Origin of the sequence: Methylotuvimicrobium buryatense, from assembly GCF_005931095.1 — a bacterium.
Taxonomy (GTDB): domain Bacteria; phylum Pseudomonadota; class Gammaproteobacteria; order Methylococcales; family Methylomonadaceae; genus Methylotuvimicrobium; species Methylotuvimicrobium buryatense.
In genome coordinates this window covers 3,509,604-3,527,207 of sequence record NZ_CP035467.1, presented here as the reverse complement: position 1 = coordinate 3,527,207, position 17,604 = coordinate 3,509,604, and the positions used below count along the sequence as shown (strand labels likewise).

11 protein-coding genes are annotated in these 17,604 nt (G+C 50.0%); 5 read left to right on the top strand and 6 right to left on the bottom strand.

Going from position 1 to position 17,604, the window contains the following annotated elements; translation table 11 throughout:
* Window positions 1–698 precede the first annotated feature (698 nt).
* Window positions 699–5,111, top strand: coding sequence for a hypothetical protein (locus EQU24_RS15675; RefSeq protein ID WP_017842686.1), 4,413 nt, complete (start codon window positions 699–701; stop codon window positions 5,109–5,111).
* A gap of 53 nt (window positions 5,112–5,164) precedes the next feature.
* The gene (locus EQU24_RS15670; RefSeq protein WP_017842687.1) at window positions 5,165–6,754 is read left to right on the top strand and encodes an autotransporter domain-containing protein; all 1,590 of its coding nucleotides are present in this window, start codon (window positions 5,165–5,167) and stop codon (window positions 6,752–6,754) included.
* Here EQU24_RS15670 and EQU24_RS15665 read toward each other — a convergent pair.
* Both EQU24_RS15665 and EQU24_RS22760 read right to left on the bottom strand, forming a co-directional pair.
* Window positions 6,738–6,923: a hypothetical protein gene (locus tag EQU24_RS15665; RefSeq protein ID WP_017842688.1), complete on the bottom strand. Its 186-nt coding sequence runs from the start codon at window positions 6,921–6,923 to the stop codon at window positions 6,738–6,740. The genes EQU24_RS15670 and EQU24_RS15665 overlap by 17 nt on opposite strands.
* Window positions 6,924–7,255: 332 nt before the next feature.
* Window positions 7,256–7,492 carry a hypothetical protein gene (locus EQU24_RS22760; RefSeq protein WP_017842690.1) on the bottom strand — a complete coding sequence of 79 codons (237 nt, stop codon included), beginning with the start codon at window positions 7,490–7,492 and terminating at the stop codon, window positions 7,256–7,258.
* 275 nt (window positions 7,493–7,767) lie between these two features.
* On the opposite strand from EQU24_RS22760, the gene clpB reads away from it, so the two are divergent.
* Window positions 7,768–10,347, top strand: a complete 2,580-nt coding sequence (gene clpB / locus EQU24_RS15660; RefSeq protein ID WP_017842692.1) for an ATP-dependent chaperone ClpB — start codon at window positions 7,768–7,770, stop codon at window positions 10,345–10,347.
* Between the two features lie 225 nt (window positions 10,348–10,572).
* On the opposite strand, the gene EQU24_RS15655 is transcribed toward clpB, so the two are convergent.
* Window positions 10,573–11,646, bottom strand: coding sequence for an amidohydrolase family protein (locus tag EQU24_RS15655; protein ID WP_051056292.1), 1,074 nt, complete (start codon window positions 11,644–11,646; stop codon window positions 10,573–10,575).
* Between the two features lie 580 nt (window positions 11,647–12,226).
* Window positions 12,227–12,616 (bottom strand): DUF4168 domain-containing protein, encoded by a 390-nt coding sequence (locus EQU24_RS15650; RefSeq protein WP_017842694.1) that lies wholly within the window; start codon window positions 12,614–12,616, stop codon window positions 12,227–12,229.
* A 598-nt stretch (window positions 12,617–13,214) separates the two neighbouring features.
* Here EQU24_RS15650 and phoB point away from each other — a divergent pair.
* Together phoB and phoR are read left to right on the top strand one after the other, a co-directional pair.
* On the top strand, window positions 13,215–13,907 hold the full coding sequence (phoB, locus tag EQU24_RS15645; RefSeq protein WP_017842696.1) for a phosphate regulon transcriptional regulator PhoB: 693 nt from the start codon (window positions 13,215–13,217) through the stop codon (window positions 13,905–13,907).
* A 6-nt stretch (window positions 13,908–13,913) separates the two neighbouring features.
* Window positions 13,914–15,212 (top strand): phosphate regulon sensor histidine kinase PhoR, encoded by a 1,299-nt coding sequence (gene phoR, locus EQU24_RS15640; RefSeq protein ID WP_017842697.1) that lies wholly within the window; start codon window positions 13,914–13,916, stop codon window positions 15,210–15,212.
* A gap of 147 nt (window positions 15,213–15,359) precedes the next feature.
* Here phoR and EQU24_RS15635 read toward each other — a convergent pair whose 3' ends face one another.
* On the bottom strand, window positions 15,360–15,530 hold the full coding sequence (locus EQU24_RS15635; protein WP_235726438.1) for a hypothetical protein: 171 nt from the start codon (window positions 15,528–15,530) through the stop codon (window positions 15,360–15,362).
* A gap of 681 nt (window positions 15,531–16,211) precedes the next feature.
* Window positions 16,212–16,691: a hypothetical protein gene (locus tag EQU24_RS15620; RefSeq protein ID WP_235726439.1), complete on the bottom strand. Its 480-nt coding sequence runs from the start codon at window positions 16,689–16,691 to the stop codon at window positions 16,212–16,214.
* Window positions 16,692–17,604 lie beyond the last annotated feature (913 nt).

Genomic DNA, 17,604 nt, shown 5'->3' with positions numbered 1-17,604 from the left:
TATGCTAGGTCGCAAAACTTTACCGTAGGCCGTAAACGGCTGTTTTTCTTGCGGTCCAAAGTTTCGCTAAAGGAGTTGTCCGTACCTCTCATGTAGCGCCTGGAAACGGCGTTCGGTTGCTCGATCGACAGGTGTCGGCAGCAGGGCAGATTGTTGCTCTTCGGCAACTGCTGAGTTTGCAAGGATGCAACGAATGCAGAAAATACATTACGCCATGGATGGCGTGTATTAGGGCAATGCAGGGCAGAAAAATGCTCCTGCATTTTCTGCATTCATTACATCCATGTAACTCAGCAATTGCCGAGGAGCTTTTTTCTGACCTGCATCGCTGCGCCTACTGTTGGCGGCCTACAACACGCCATCATCCTTGGCGTTCGAGCTACCGTCGATCCTACATCGACTGATTTACGGCGTTCTGTCGAGCGAGCAACGAACCCTAGATAAAAGTCATGAGTTCGGGAACGCATTTGTCGGAAAATCCCAGCTGAGAATATTTTGCACTTACGCCAAGCAAGCCCCGGACTTTCGCCTCGTTGGTTTTTACGGCAAACGGCGCTATGCGGTATTCTGAGTCACGACGATCGGTTGACGCGGTCGAACGAGGGCATGCTTGGCTTCAGGGCAGATCTTTGAATCCATCGAAGCGGTAGGGATTTGTTTAAACCAGTTTTCCATGTTTTTTACCCAGGCAGTTTATTATGTCTAAAAAATTCGCTTCGATCACATACCAGCTCCGCTCCGGCAGTTACTCCATTGATAATCTAAGGTTCCGGCCAGGTGACAAGTTAATCTACTCATCGGGCATTGCTGTTGCTATCGAGAATAACGCCCCGAACGACGGTTTCATCAATGTTGTAAGCATTTTCAACCGGATAGAAAGCTGGGTTCGCCTAAAGGTACCTCGATACAAAGACGGCCCCGTTACCGATATTGCTTCCTTCAATGAAGTGTTCGGTCCGGGAAGCCTTACTTTCGACCCCGCCATCACGCAAGCGCAAGCCAAAGGGAAAACGGTGACCCTGCAAGGTAATGCGGGTCCGGGCATAGACAGTGTCGCTATTTTTGCCGAAGGCGCTGAAACAACGCTGGGCTTTGCCTCGGTCACTAACGGCATATGGTTTTTTACGATTCCCGAACTCGAGGTCGGCACCCATACCTTTTTTGCCCGAGGCGTTTTCCCTGACGGCGAGCTTGGCGAAGATTCTTTAGCCAAGGAAGTGACCGTCTTGGAGCCCATTCCTCTTACCTTCACGCCGAGCCATTCAGAGATTTTTGAACTTCCAGGCACTCTCAACACCGTCACATACACGATCTCGGGCCGCGCGGGAACGACGTTACAACTGGCGCTCTCCCCGGATAGCGAAGCGAGTGAAGACGATGTTTCGATAACGGGTTTATCGGACGATAATCAGTTGACTTTGGGCGTAAATGGCACGGCAACCTTCTCGGTAACCGCTCTTCAGGACAATGAAACCGAGATCAGCGAGCTACTCCGGTTTTTGGTCAGCGATGTCGACGACCCGAGTAATAACGTTACGGCCGACGTCACCATTCGAGATTTTCTACCTCTGACCTTGACGCCTAGCCTGACCGAAATTTTTGAACAACCGGAAGCGCCGAATACGGTTCTCTATACGATTACAGGATTGCCGGGAACACGGGTTCAATTGGCGATTACAGAAGACAGCATCGCCGATGCCAATGACATTCTGAGCACGAATCTACCGGACAACAATCAATTGGTACTGAACAATCAAGGCCTGGCGACTTTTTCGGTTACGGCGCGTCAGGATGATTTACCGGAACTCGCCGAATTGCTTCGCGTGTCTGTTTTCGATCTCGACAATCCTACCAACAACACTTCGGCCGATGTCACCATTTTCGATGTCACGCCGCTGTCGATCAGTACCGACCGGTCCACGATCTTCGAACAACCCGGCTTACCCGATACCGTGGTCTATACGATTACCGGCACGCCGGGCCTGACCGTCCGGTTGGCGATCGCGCCGGACAGCGTCGCCGATGCCGCCGACATTCTGAGCACTCATCTGCCGGACAACAACCTGTTGACCTTGAATGACAGCGGCACCGCCACCTTCTCGGTCACGGCCCGGCAAGACGACACGCCTGAATTCGACGAACTCTTGCGCGTGAGCGTCACCGAAATCGATAATCCGACTAGTGTCGTCTTCGCCGATGTCACCATCAGAGACTTGACTCAACTGACGATCACGCCCGATCAATTGCGGATATACGAACAACCCGGCGCGCCCAATACCGTGACCTATACCATAACCGGGTCGCCTGGAGCCGCCGTGCAATTGGCGATTGCGCCAGACAGTGTCGCCGACACCGATGACATTCTGACCACCAATCTGCCGGACAACAATTTGTTGACCTTGAGCGACGACGGTATCGCCACCTTCTCGGTGACCGCCCGGCAAGACGACATCACCGAACTCGACGAGCTTTTGCGCATTAGCGTCACCGATATCGATAACCCGATCAACACCGCGATCGCGGAGGTCACGATCAGCGATACCACCCCGCTATCGATAACGCCCGATAGGACCGAAATATACGAGCAACCGGGCACGCCCAATACCGTAACTTACACGATAAGCGGAGCGCCCGGCGCCACCGTGCAATGGGCGATCGCCGAAGACAGCGTCGCCGATGGCGATGACATTCTGAGCACGAATGACAATCAATTGGTGCTGAATGCGCAAGGCCTGGCGACTTTTTCGGTCACGGCGCGTCAGGATGATATCCCGGAACTCAGCGAACTGCTTCGCGTATCCGTCTTCGATATCGATCATCCGACCAACAGCGCTTCGACCGATGTCACCATTGTCGATGTCACTCCGCTGTCGATCAGCACCGACCGGTCCAAGATCTTCGAACAACCGGGCCTGCCCGATACCGTGACCTATACGATAAGCGGAGCGCCCGGCGCCACCGTGCAATTTGCGATCGCCGAGGACAGCGTCGCCGATGCCGATGACATTCTGAGCACGAGTCTACCGGACAACAATCAATTGGTGCTGAACGCGCAAGGCCTGGCGACTTTTTCGGTCACGGCCCGGCAAGACGATCTAACGGAACCCAGCGAATTACTTCGCGTCGTTGTCTTCGACCTCGATCATCCAGAAAACAGCGCTTCGGTCGATATCACCATCAGCGATTTCACGCCGCTGACGCTTACCCCCGATCGCTCGAGGATATACGAACAACCCGGCGCGCCCAATACCGTGATCTATACGATAGCCGGAACGCCCGGGGCTACGGTAAGACTGGCGATCGCCGAGGGCAGCACCGCCGACGCCGACGACATTCTGAGTACCCATCTGCCGGACAACAATCTGTTGACCTTGAACGACGACGGCATAGCCACCTTCTCGGTCACGGCTCGGCAAGACTACATCGCTGAAATCGACGAACTCTTGCGCGTCAGCGTCACCGACATCGACAACCCGAACGACACCGCGACCGCGGAAGTCACGATCAGCGATATCACCCCGCTGTCGATCACGCGCAATAGGACCCAAATATACGAGCAACCGGGCACGCCCAATACCGTGACCTATAGGATAACCGGAACGCCCGGCACCGAGGTTCAACTAGAGATTCCAAGCAATAGCGTCGCGAAAGCGGATGATATTTCCAGCGCTCACCTGCCCAACAACAACCGTTTGACGCTCGATGCCAATGGCGTTGCGACATTTTCAGTGACCGCCGTGCAAGACGACCTGTTTGAAGGCAACGAACTTTTTCGCGTGCTCGTCAGGGATGTCGAGCATCCCAATAACACGGCCTCCGTGAGCATCACGATCCGTGATTATATGGAGCTGACGATTACACCGGATCGCACCGAAATTCATGAGTTGCCGGGATCGCCGAATACGGTGACCTACACCGTCACGGGCCTGCCGGGCTCCGATATCTCGATATCGAGATACGGCGAAGCCAGCAGCGCCGATGGGCAGGATTTTGAGCTGTCGGCCGTGACGGTAGGCACATTGATAGACGATAGCGAAGCACCGGATACATTCATTATTCAATTGAATGCTAACGGCGAGGCTCGCTTCGTGATCAGCGCAGTTCAAGATTTCATATCCGAAGACCCGGAAACATTGGTTCTGCGCGCCAGCGAACTCAATAATCCGAACAACGTCGCGCTCTCCGCTACACTCGTCATCCAGGATACCGATCCGTTCAGGCTTACAGTCAACAACGACAACCTGACCGGCACCGATAACAACAACGAGTTTGATGGCTCTCTCTTTTTCAGTGATTTATACGACGGCTTGGCCACGCTGAATACCGGCGATATCGTCGACGGGGGCTTAGGTGACGATACGTTATACGCCGATCTGCTCGCCGGCGCCGTTGCGCCGACGTTAATCAACATAGAAGAAATCATCTTATGGGGAGTTGAAGAAGGCGCGATATTCGACATCCGTAATTCGACCGGCATTGTCTCGATAAGCACCGATGACGACGGCTATTTTGTTACCGTCACTGCCGCCGATTCGACAGCATTCAACGATATCACGCTTTACGGTGCAATGAATTTGGATTTGACCGGAGATTACAGTCCTGTATCAGACGCGCATTTGCAAATTTGGGGAGATTTATGGGTCAATTCCTTGAGCAAACAAGTCATCGATCTCTCGAATCAAAGCGATAATCTTTATATAGAGTTTCGCTATAGTTCGGCCGATGAATTGACCCTGCCGATTTCAGGCGAAAGCGAAGATTTTTACGGGGTGGTGCTCAGTTACACCAACGCAACATATTCGGCCCCCATCTCTATCACTAACTTCACTGTCGACAGAGATCTGATAATTTTCGATCAAACGCAGGGCTTGAGCTTTTTCGCCGCTTTGCCGGGTGGAGATTTGACCGAGTATTTTATTGCGGACTATTTCGATTCCGAGATTCCCGAGCTGGCTGATCCGACCGATATCTATTTGATTTACGACTTGGACAGCGGAAGATTGTATTACGATGCCGATGAGGGAGGAGATGGGCTACCTGTCGAAATTCTGCAATTGATAGGGGAGCCGGTGTTGTCTGCCGCTGATTTATGGTCATGGCCAATCCCCTAGTTCGACTCACGTCCAATGACCCGGTCCAAATTAATTTGATAGTAGGCGACATTATGTTCACTCAACAAGGCCTTTTTTTTCAACGAAAACCCTGCACGATGCTTCGTCAACTGGCTTGGTTTCTGCTCGTCGTTTTACTCGGCAGTTTCAGCCTCAGTCATGCGGCAATCGTAGCGCCCGCATCAGTCAACCTCTTGACCGGTCAAGCAGCCAGAATCGTCCTTGCCAATCAAGGGGAAACGATCCGAATCACGCGAGGACCCGCCAATGGCGCCTTAGTCAATAACGGCGACGGTTCGGTCAGTTACACCCCCAATAGCGATTATATCGGCGCCGACAGCTTTTCCTTCGCCGCCGACTTTGCCAATGAACCGATCACCGGCTCCGGGACCGTCAGCTTGAATGTGAGGTCCATCGAATCGATGGCGCCGTTCTCGAATGAAAGTCAAATACTCAAGGTCATCAGCAAATCGAATGCGCCCGAATTGAGGCGATTCTACGAAAACTTCACCCGCCTGGACCCATCGACTCAATTCGAAGTGCTGCAATCGATAACGCCTTTGCAAACTGCTGCGCAAATCAACTCGGCGGCGATGCAGTCGAACATTCAGATTCGCAATTTGCTGTACCGTCTCGACGAAGTTCGGCAAATGCACCGGCACGAACAAGAAACGGGCGGCATTAAGCTGAGCGCGAACGGTCGTACCTTCAGTTTGGCCAGCCTGTTTCCGTCGCAAGCCCAAGGCGGCGGCGCCGGCGACGAACCGGAAAGCGGCGATTTGCTCGACAACCGCCTGAACGTTTTCGTCAACGCGCAATACAACAGAAACGATAGAATCACGACCGACTTGGAAGTCGGCTCGGACTCCGATGTTTTCAGCATCACCATCGGCACCGATTATCGTTTTACCGATGCATTGATACTGGGCGCCGCCTTTGGATTTAGCGATACCGACACGGATTATCAACGTAGAGCCGGTAACTTATTGAACCGAGGCTACAGCGCTTCGGTCTACGGTTCTTATTTCATCACCGACAACCTCTATCTGGACGGTATCTTCACCTATACGGGCAATGCTTACGACTCGCAGCGGATGCTGTTGATACCCGACGCGCTAGGGAACATTGCCCGGCAGAATAGCCGGGCCGACTTCGGCGGCGACCAACAACGCTTCAGCATCGGTTTGGGCTATGATTTACCGATAAAACAATGGACCTTGGGCGTCAAGGCGAGGACCGAATACGGCCGCATGAACATCGATGCCTATCGGGAAAAAGGACCGACCGGTTTGAATCTACTCGTCGACGAACAATTCAATGAATCGGTGCTCACGGTGCTGGGATGGCAAGTCAGCTATGCCTATAGCGCGCCCTTCGGCGTGCTGCTGCCGCATTTGGGCTTCGATTGGGAACACGAGTTCAAAAACAACAGCCGGGACATGGTCATGCGTTTTGCCAACGACCCGTCATTGCCTTTTGTGATCAGGACCAATAACCCCGATCGGGATTATTTCATTTTTCGCGCCGGCATGAGCGCGATTTTGGCGAACGGTATCTCCTCGTTCGCCCAATATGAAACCTTGCTGGATCAACGTTACGAAACGATGCATACTGCACGCATCGGGGTCAGATGGGAGTTTTGATTTCCGGCTTTTGGAAAGGGAATGAAATAACGACGCCCTTTTCGCGCCTGCCCAAGCTCAGCTTAGGAACGAGCATGAAATAACTTAGACAACTGTTGGAAGGGGGTTCGGTGGCTCGATTGACAGGTGTCGGCGGCAGGGCAGATTTTTGCTCCTGCAAAATCTGCATTCATGCCATCCATGGCAATCAGATTCCGCCGTCAAGCCTACATGGACGTATTCACGGCGTCCTGTCAAGCGAGTTACCGAACCGCCGCAAAGCCTACTACTTGTAGAAGTTATTTTGTGCATATTTCTTAGACAACGGTTGGAAGGGGATTTGGCCAGCATTCCCAATTTGGAGATCAAAAAGGGTGTGGGGTATGCTTGGCGAGAATGTCGGCAGCAGGGCAGATTTTTGCTCCTCGGCAATTGCTGAGTTACATGGATGTAATGAATGCAGAAAATGCAGGAGCATTTTTCTGCCCTGCATCGCCTAAAGCGCCTACTGTTGGTGCCCTACTACACGCCATCCTTGGCGTTCGAGCTGCCGGCAAGCCCCCATGGATGGGGTATACGGCGTTCCTCGACAGGCATACCCCACACCCTAAAATCGGCGAAACTGCTCAAACTGGGAATTGCTGGGATTTTCCGTGCCCGTGCAAACGCCTCTAATTCATAGGCCCGTTCCTGGAGATCTGCTGGGAGCTCTTGCAAAAAGTCATCAAAAAGCGTACCTGTTAGCTGTAGCTGCTTCATAGGGATTTTCACTTTCGTCGGTAAAAATACTCTAGGTTGTGGTCGTCCCTTTTTTTCAAATATGAATCAATGTATTGCGTCTTAAGTTGGCGTTTATGGGAATGCAGCCCTGGACGCTTCTGCGTCCAGTAACGACAGAAACGAGCTGAAATGCTTTTTCTCGGATTAACGCGAACACGGCCAAAAAAAGGTAATTTTTCTCGGCGAGCTTGAAAAACAGCCGGTTACCCTCCATGTTAGGAGTAATATAAAAATTCACCGTTGAGGTAAACAACATGAGAATGGATAAACTGACCAGCAAGTTTCAGATGGCGTTGGCCGATGCGCAAAGCCTGGCTTTGGGCAAGGATCATCAATTCATCGAGCCGGCCCATGTGATGCTGGCTTTATTAAATCAGGACGGCGGCAGTATTCGGCCGCTGTTGTCGCAAATCGGCGCAAACCCGAATATCGTACAGGCCGAATTGACCAAGGTGCTTGAACGCACCCCAACCGTTTCAGGAATCGGCGGCGACGTGCAGATTTCCAACGAATTGTCGCGCTTGTTGAACGTGACCGACAAGCTCGCGCAAAAACGCGGCGACAAATTTATCTCGAGCGAATTGTTTTTATTGGCTGCCTGCGAAACATCGGGCGCTCTGCAAGATATCCTAAAAAAAGCCGGCGTGACCCGAGCGGCTGCGGAAAAAGCCATAGACAATGTCCGTGGCGGACAAAACATCGACGATGCCAACGCCGAGGAGCAACGTCAAGCATTAAGCAAATACACGATCAATCTGACCGAGCAAGCCGAACAGGGTAAGCTCGATCCGGTGATCGGTCGCGACGACGAAATCCGCCGCACGATACAAGTCTTGCAGCGTCGCACCAAAAACAACCCGGTATTGATCGGCGAACCCGGCGTCGGCAAGACCGCGATCGTCGAAGGCTTGGCGCAGCGCATCGTCAACGGTGAAGTGCCGGAGGGCATCAAAGGCAAACAATTGTTGTCACTCGATATGGCGGCGCTGATCGCCGGCGCAAAATTCCGCGGCGAATTCGAGGAACGGTTAAAAGCGGTGTTGAACGATATCGCAAAACAACAAGGCCAGGTCATTCTGTTCGTCGATGAATTGCATACGATGGTCGGTGCGGGCAAGGCGGAAGGCGCGATGGATGCAGGCAATATGCTTAAACCCGCTTTGGCGCGCGGCGAATTACATTGCGTCGGTGCGACCACCCTAGACGAATACCGCAAATATATCGAAAAAGACGCGGCCTTGGAGCGCCGTTTCCAAAAAGTCTTGGTCGACGAGCCGAACGTCGAAGATACCATCGCGATCTTGCGCGGCTTGAAGGAGAAATACGAAGTGCATCATGGCGTCGATATTACCGATCCCGCGATCGTCGCGGCCGCAACGCTCTCGCATCGTTACATTTCCGACCGGCAACTGCCCGACAAGGCGATCGATTTGGTCGATGAAGCGGCAAGCCGCATTCGCATGGAAATCGACTCGAAACCGGAGGCGATGGATAGGCTGGACCGGCGTTTGATTCAATTGAAGATCGAACGCGAGGCATTGAAAAACGAAACCGATGAAGCGTCTAAAAAACGTTTGGAAAGCCTTGAGGAAGCGATCGAGAACCTGGAAAAAGAATATTCCGAGTTCGACGAAATTTGGAAAGCCGAAAAAGCCGCGCTGCAAGGCACGACCGCGATCAAGGAAAGACTGGAACAAGCCCGTTTGGAATTGGAAGTTGCCAGTCGCGCGAACGATCTGAGCCGCATGTCGGAATTGCAATACGGCGTGATCCCTTCGCTGGTCAAGGAATTGGATCTGGCGTCGCAGGCTGAAATGCAGGAAATGAAACTGCTTCGCAATAAGGTAACCGATGAAGAAATCGCCGAAGTCGTCTCGAAATGGACCGGTATTCCGGTCTCGAAAATGATGGAAGGCGAGCGCGATAAATTATTGCGCATGGAAGAGCAGATCCAAAAACGGGTGGTCGGACAAACCGAGGCGCTGATCTCGGTTAGCAACGCGATTCGCCGTTCGCGCGCGGGTCTCTCCGACCCGAACCGGCCGAACGGTTCGTTCCTGTTCTTGGGGCCGACCGGCGTCGGCAAAACCGAACTGTGCAAGGCATTGGCCGAATTCTTGTTCGATACCGAAGAAGCGATGGTGCGCATCGACATGTCCGAATTCATGGAGAAGCATTCGGTCGCGCGTTTGATCGGCGCGCCTCCGGGCTATGTCGGCTACGAAGAAGGCGGTTATTTGACCGAAGCGGTGCGGCGCAAGCCTTATTCGGTAATTTTGCTCGACGAGGTCGAAAAGGCGCATCCGGACGTGTTCAACGTGCTGCTGCAAGTGCTCGACGACGGCCGCTTGACCGATGGGCAGGGCAGAACGGTCGATTTCCGCAATACCGTCGTCGTGATGACGTCGAACCTCGGTTCGGACCGAATACAGGAGTTGGCAGGCGAAGAAAACTATGCGGCGATGAAATCGGCGGTTATGGAGGTAGTCGGCTACCATTTCCGTCCGGAGTTCATCAACCGCATCGACGACGTCGTCGTGTTCCATCCGCTCGGCCGCGACCAAATCCGGTCGATTACCGATATTCAGATCCGTTATCTGCGCAAACGTTTGCTCGATCACGATATCGATCTCGAGTTGAGCGAGGCGGCGCTGGATAAACTCGGCGAAGCCGGATTCGACCCGGTTTACGGCGCAAGACCGCTGAAACGCGCGATACAACATCAATTGGAAAACCCGCTGGCGCAAGAGATTCTTGGCGGAAAATTCGGTCCAGGCGACAAAATTGTTGTCGATGTCGAAGGCGGGACATTGGCGTTTTCGAAAGTGGCTTGATTCCTTGAGGCCGGTCGGGCTTAGGAAACAGCAGTAATATATAATTTTTATACCCCTCGTAGATCAAAATTCGGCGCCGGGGTGCCCGTCAAAGGACGCCGTGAATACGTCCCTGTAGGCTCTATGCCAGCTCCATGCTGGCAAAGCCTTTGCCGAGCATCCCGGTGCCTCCTTAGACACTGCCGAAATTTGAAGTGCGAAAGGTATATCCCGAACTAAGGCTAATTACGAGTCATCGCCGTCGTCTACCAGCGTTTTTGTTTTATCGCCGGTGTAAGGCAATGTCACCGCTTGTTTCGGGAGTAATGCCAAGAAATTGTCGCGCGCGACTCGGTGAGCGGTGGCTTCGTTAAGAGCATCGAGAAATGGGTTGTATGCGTGCAAGGCCTTGCCAATATTCCCGAAACGGCCTACTGCATCGGAGCCGAGCATAAAGCGGTCCGGATATTTTTCGATTAATTCGAGCCATTCGCTATCCGGCTTGCCGTTTTCATCCAGTAGATAATGATTCAACAAGCTCCAGGATAGGTCGATATATAAATGGACATGTTTATTCAATAGTCGATCGAGTAACCCGACGATAAAATCCAGTTTCATTCTGCGGTTGATCGCCATGCTGACGCCGGCATGTGCCCAAATGAACTTGGTATCTGGGTAAGCGCTCAGCGCTCGGGTCATTTCTTCGACATAGAGCGGTTCGTGTTCTCTTTGAGAGGTCACGTTGCTATGTATCATCACTGGCATATCCAAACGGGCGGCCAATTCATAAATGCGAGGTAATCCGCCGCTATCGGCACGTACCGGATTACCTAGATTGAGTGCCGTTAAATCGTCGTGGCGAGTCATCACTTCGCCTATTCCTTCCCAGAGTCCCGGATAGAGACGAATCATGCGCTCGATATGATCGACCGCATTCATGTCGTTGGGATTGAATGCGCTGATAAATGGATGAATGCGTTGGCGATGTGCCGGCGGAAGATCTTTGACGGCCTCTGCGACAATAACGTCCGAGGCACTGTACCAATAGGTCGGCGCGTCGTCACCGAAGACATAGCGAGGTTCCTTCGGTTCGTTTTCATCCCATTTTTTGGTGACCGGTAGTCCGGTTAACATGACATGATCGATACAGGCTTGATCCATCGCGGTCAACAAAGCCTGAATGCCTTCGCTTCGTTGAAAAAAATTGACAAAGTGAATGTGGGCGTCGGAATAGCAGTAATGGCGCTCTGATTGAGCATGCCCGGTAGTTGGTGCCAGAAAGAAGTAGAGAAATAACGGAAAGATTATTAATGATGGCATGGGTAAATGTTCCTTGTCGTTATCATCGATTGAGGATGATAATATTTCCGGTTTTTTATACTGCACGATCTTGTGAAATTAATGTTTGAGTCATTTTTCCAGCGTTTGCAAGTATGCAAGTTCTTGATTGTGTGGAAAAGGAAGGGCGAATACGAGATGAGGAAATCAACAGTAAAGATATCATGCAACTGTTTTCGGCTTGCAAAAGCCGGTTGCTTTTAAACATTTAATTGAAAGATAGACAAAGCCAAGCCACGACCCCATCAAGGAAATACAGAATATTCCGAAAATGGTCGCGGCACCTTGAAGTCCACGCTTAGCTTAAAGCCCATGCAATGACTCGCCGATTGGATGTATACCCATTCGTAGATCAAAATTCGGCACCGGGGTGTCCGCCAAAATACGCCGTGAATACGTCTATGGAGGTTCTATGCCAGCTCCATGCTGGCAAAGCCTTTGTCGGACACCCCTGCGCCTCCTCGGGCACTGCCGAAATTTGAAGTGCGAAAGGTATAATTGCTCAGTCCCCTGCATCCATGTGGTCGTCTTTTTCAAGAGGGACTGAACAATTACGATTGGTTTACTTAACCGGTCGGGAATTACCGAATATATGCTCGGATAATTCGGGATTATTCTGCAGCATTGCAATGACTTCGCCGTATTGTTCTATCGACAAGCCCGTTTCCTCCACGGCTTCTATCATTTTTTCCTGGGCTTTCATTTGTATTGCCTCGGCTTCTTGCTGATTGGTGACGGTGCTTAATTCTTGCGAGAATTCTTGTCGGATCGATAATAATGCCGAATGGGCCTGATTGAACTTCTCGAGCGTTTGCGGATCGATTTTTACCGATTCGGTTGCGATAGATGGGTTTGCAACTTCGGGAGAGCTTGTCTCTTGCGCGTGAATGGCGGTTGCCGTCGTTAATAAAACAGTGCAGATAGTCGCGATAGAATGGATTTTAAAAGTCATAGGTTCTCCTATTTAGCTGAAAATAACGTAACGGTTTGTAAGGCCAAGCCGATCGCCTCTAAATCCATCAAGTCACGGCGATAGGCCGTTTGGACTCAGGGGTATGACCTTAGAAATAGCCGGTTACGATTACAAAGCAACCCCTCTTCGGAATCGCTTGGATGGTTTTCAGTCATTGTCATTTTAGAGGTGAGACGTTCCAATTTTTTGGAGTTCCGCCAAAATGAGAATGGCTGCCGAGCGAAAGCATGTTGAGTTCAAGCGGATTGAACCCTAGTCGAAAGTTATCAAAACCTAACGAGGCTTAAGCCCAATTAACACTGAGTCAATGTTGTATTTGAGACAGTGGTTTCCTGTGACTATTATCAACTCGTTAAGTTTCATCGAATTTAAATCAAGCAAGTTGAAAAGTCGCTGCGGCGATTATTGGAGGGTGGTATAGACCTGAAGTAAAATACTTTTGCGACTCATAAAGCGGTTAACGCATAGTCGATTGAAAGCATCAGAAATCCAACAATATCGGCATAATCACATATTTGTCATAAAAACGTAACATAGCTCCTGCTAAAATCGGAATTTTATTGACCTGTAGAAGCATATGAGTAGATTGAGCGTTTTAGTCGTCGAAGATGAAGATGCTATCCGAGAAATGCTGGCGATGGTATTGGAGCAGTCCGGTTTCGAAGCGAGTCAATGCGCCGATGCCGAAGTGGCTAATTTGATTCTTCAGGAACGCACTCCGGATTTGATCGTGTTGGATTGGATGTTGCCCGGCATTAGCGGTATCGAATGGGCGAGACGTCTTAAGAAAGACCAATTTTACCGGGAAATTCCGATCATTTTATTGACCGCTCGAGGCGAGGAAGAAGACAAAGTGCGCGGACTCGAAATCGGTGCTGACGACTACATGACGAAACCGTTTTCTCCGAAGGAATTGGTTGCAAGAATACGTGCCGTGCTGCGTAGAACCGGTAAAATCCAAGACCTAGCGCAGATTACGCTGGGCGACATGATTCTCGACAGCGAGCAGCACCGGTTGACGATAGGCGATAAGCAACTGGATGTTAGCCCGACCGAATTCAGATTGATGCAGTTTTTCATGACGCATCCGGACAAGGTCTATAGCCGCACGCAATTGCTCGATCAAGTTTGGGGGCGCAGTGTTTATATCGAGGAGAGGACCGTCGACGTGCATATCAGACGATTAAGAAAAATATTAGCCGAATACGGACGGGAAGAACTAGTGCAAACTGTGCGCGGATTCGGCTACCGATTCTCTCTCATTAGCTAAAACCCAATGAATCCATGGATTAGGGAAATTGCAACATTATCGCTACTGTTGCTTGCCGCAATCATTGTCGGTGTTTTGGGGAAAATTCTTGTACCGATTCTATTTGTGCTATTGGTGAGCATTTTGATTCGGCAGTTCTATCAGATTTATCGATTCGAAAAATGGATAGACAACGGCGGTAGCGGGAAATATCCGAAGTCGACCGGTATTTGGGAGGCTATTTACTTCCACGTTTATCGCATGAAAAAGCGCGAAAAAAAGCGCAAGAAAAAACTCGGAAAAATGGTCGATCAATTTCGTAAATCGACCGAGGCCTTGCCGGATGCTGCTGTTGTACTGAGTCCTAACGATGAAATCGAATGGTCCAACAAAGCGGCGATGAAAGTGCTGGGTCTCGACAAATCCGATAAAGGTCAGCGGATACCTAACTTGATTCGTTTTCCCGAATTCACCCGCTATTTGGATAATCGCAAATACGACGATGTGATCGTACTTCCTTCTCCTGTCGACCCGAATGTGATGCTTTCAGTACGAGTCGTACCTTATGGTGCCGGGTTACGATTGCTGTTGGCGCAAGACGTTACCCAGCTGAAAAAAATGGAAATCATGCGCAAGGATTTTGTCGCGAATGTGTCTCATGAGCTGAGAACGCCGCTGACGGTACTGAAAGGGTATTTAGAGACGATCAAAGACATGGATGACGGCGAATCGGGATTGTTAAGCAATTCGATCACGCAAATGCAGAGTCAGACCGAGCGCATGGAGCATCTAGTCGACGATTTATTATTGTTGACGCGACTAGAAACTCAGAAAAAGAAGGCGAAATGCGTCGATATTCCAGGTTTGCTAAGTAAAATATGTAGCGAAGGCGCTAGTCTGAAAAATTCATTCGGGCGTATCGATCTCAAACTGGAAAGCCAAGCCAAAATAATCGGTGTGGAAGAGGATTTACGTAGCGCCTTTACCAATTTGTTAGTCAATGCTTTAAAGTATTCGTCCGAAGACTCCATTGTCAATGTGCGTTGGTATGAGCATCAGGGCTGCCCGAGGCTCGATGTGCAAGATCATGGCGAAGGTATAGCGGCTTTAGAAATCCCAAGAGTTACCGAGCGCTTTTACCGGGTCGATACCAATCTCAGTAAAAAACAAAGCGGGACCGGTTTGGGTCTAGCAATCGTCAAGCATGCGCTGCAAAATCATGAGGCTAAATTAGAAATAAAAAGCGAAGTCGGGAAGGGAAGTTGTTTTAGTTGCATTTTTCCCGGCCGTTTGGTCTGCACAGATGAGAAGGATGTTGTTGCGTGAGTTCCAGAATTACGGTTGTTTGGTAGTCGTTTAGCCCCCTGTTCCCATTACACCAAAACCGGCATAGGTAAACGAGAATAGGATTGGTTTTTACGGCGGTCCTCGCTCGATAGACACATCCCATACCTTTTATTCTTAGACGGTTTTTCAATCAAAAGGGAGTAAGCGCGCGGTATCGATTACGTTCGCCAGTAACGCGACTACGCGGCTTTCTTGTGTCGTCCGCGAACCGAAATTGATTTTGCGCAGCAATACCCAGTGCCGCAAGCTGTGTTCTCCCAAATTGTTGGTCAATGGATACGCAGGCGTTTCGATCAAGCGCAAGCTCCTGAGTTTTCCAGCAATTCCCAATTTGGAGATCAAAAAGGGTGTGGGGTATGCTTGGCGAGGATGTCGGCAGCAGGGGCAGATTTTTGCTCCTCGGCAATTGCTGAGTTACATGGATGTAATGAATGCAGAAAATGCAGGAGCATTTTTCTGCCCTGCATTGCCCTACTACACGCCATCCTTGGCGTAATGCAAAATCTGCATTCACACCATCCTTGGCGCTTAGCTGTCGCCAAGCCTCCATGGACATAGGTATCTACACAAGTATACAGCTTTATAAAACAATTAGTTAAGTTAATTTCTCTGTTATCTAGGATAAAAAAGTAGACTAAAAACTTCAATTTTTAGTCCCTATTTTCATAAAAAACCAGAAGAAACTTTATAACAGCATGATTTTAAAAAATAAAGATGTGTAGATACTTATGCTCCATGGATGGGTTTACGGCGTTCCTCGACAGACATACCCCACACCCTAAAATCGGCGAAACTGCTCAAACTGGGAATTGCTGTGAGTATTCAATTCGACACCTGCGGCTGCGCGGACGTTGTATACTCATCGCAGATCAAAATTCGGCGCCGGGGTGCCCGTCAAAGGACGCCGTGAATACGTCCATGTAGGCTCTATGCCAGCTCCATGCTGGCAAAGCCTTTGTCGAACACCCCGGTGCCTCCTTAGTCGCCTGCCGAATTTTCAAGTACGAAAGGTATAGCGTTTTTATCTGGATGCGATTGGTATTTCTCGAGTAAATAGTCCCTCAACCAAGTTTCGCTGTCAACATCGGACCGGAGGGTATCGTCGATTTTTAGCAGGCGTTGTTTCAACAAATGACGCGGCGTCAACAGCAGTTCAATATCGGACATTGCAACGAACTTGTCCGGATGGGTATTGTTGCCGTTCATGATGTTGAAAAGCTGATGTTTCTTTAATGACAGGCTGTCGATTAAATCTTCGCGGATATCAAGCATCAATGGCAGCAAATCGCTGCCGGTAAAGTCGTCTTCATGCAAGCATCGGAGCCGTTTTAGCATGTAGTTGATCGCGAAGCGGTAAATATCCGACTCCCGGACGTAAAACCTCGATGCTGTGACTTGAACAGCGTTACGAAGACTGTTTTCTATTCGTAGGGAAATGATGTGTTTCAGTTCGCTCAATTTTACGATCCTTAATTGTAACTATTCAGCATGAGTATTCTGCTTAAATTATTAGCAAAATTGCTTAACCCATCGACCAGGATTAATAACTCGGAAAATTTTGGTGCTGGGTGAATGCGTCCTAATATGCTCTGACTGCAACTGTATAATACCGTTCTGTCGCAGTCGGTTTTATTCTCATCGCAGATCAAAATTCGGCGCCGGGGTGCCCGTCAAAGGACGCCGTAAATACATCCATGTAGGCAAAGCCTTTGCCGAACACCCCGGCACCTCCATAGGCTAATGCCGAAATTTGAAGTGCGAAAGGTATACTTTCCAAGTTACTCGTCCAATGGGCGATTCAAGGGGTTTATGTAACCGTATGATAAATTACGTATATTTCGTAGGTTGACTGCAGGATTTAGGAAAAATCAATACCTGACAACATTCTTGGTCGAACCATTATATCTTTCGCACTTCAAATTTCGGGAGTGCCCTAGGACACCCCGGTGCTGAATTTTGATCTACGATGGGTATACCGAAGGCTTACATGGAAATTAGATAGCTTCTTCTATCTAAATTTAATATTAAATTATTACAATTTTGTGACAAAGACTAAATGTGACAAGTTGGAAGGATATGCAATTTTATGCCTAGACAGAGAAGTTAGTGTTTAAAGCCATATTTAATGTTAGAGGAATAGTGTTTCCAAATCTTCAACCTAAATCCTGCAAAGCCAAAAAAGAAGGCGAAACAGGCATTAAATCAGTACAGAAGGATCGTTATATCTATCGCACTTAAAAGTTCGGCATTAGCGTATGGAGGCGTCGGGGTGTTAGGCAAAGAGCCTACATGGATGTATTTACGGCGTCCTTTGACGGGCACCCCGGTGCCGAATTTTGATCTACGATGGCTATAGAGCGACCGGGCTGAT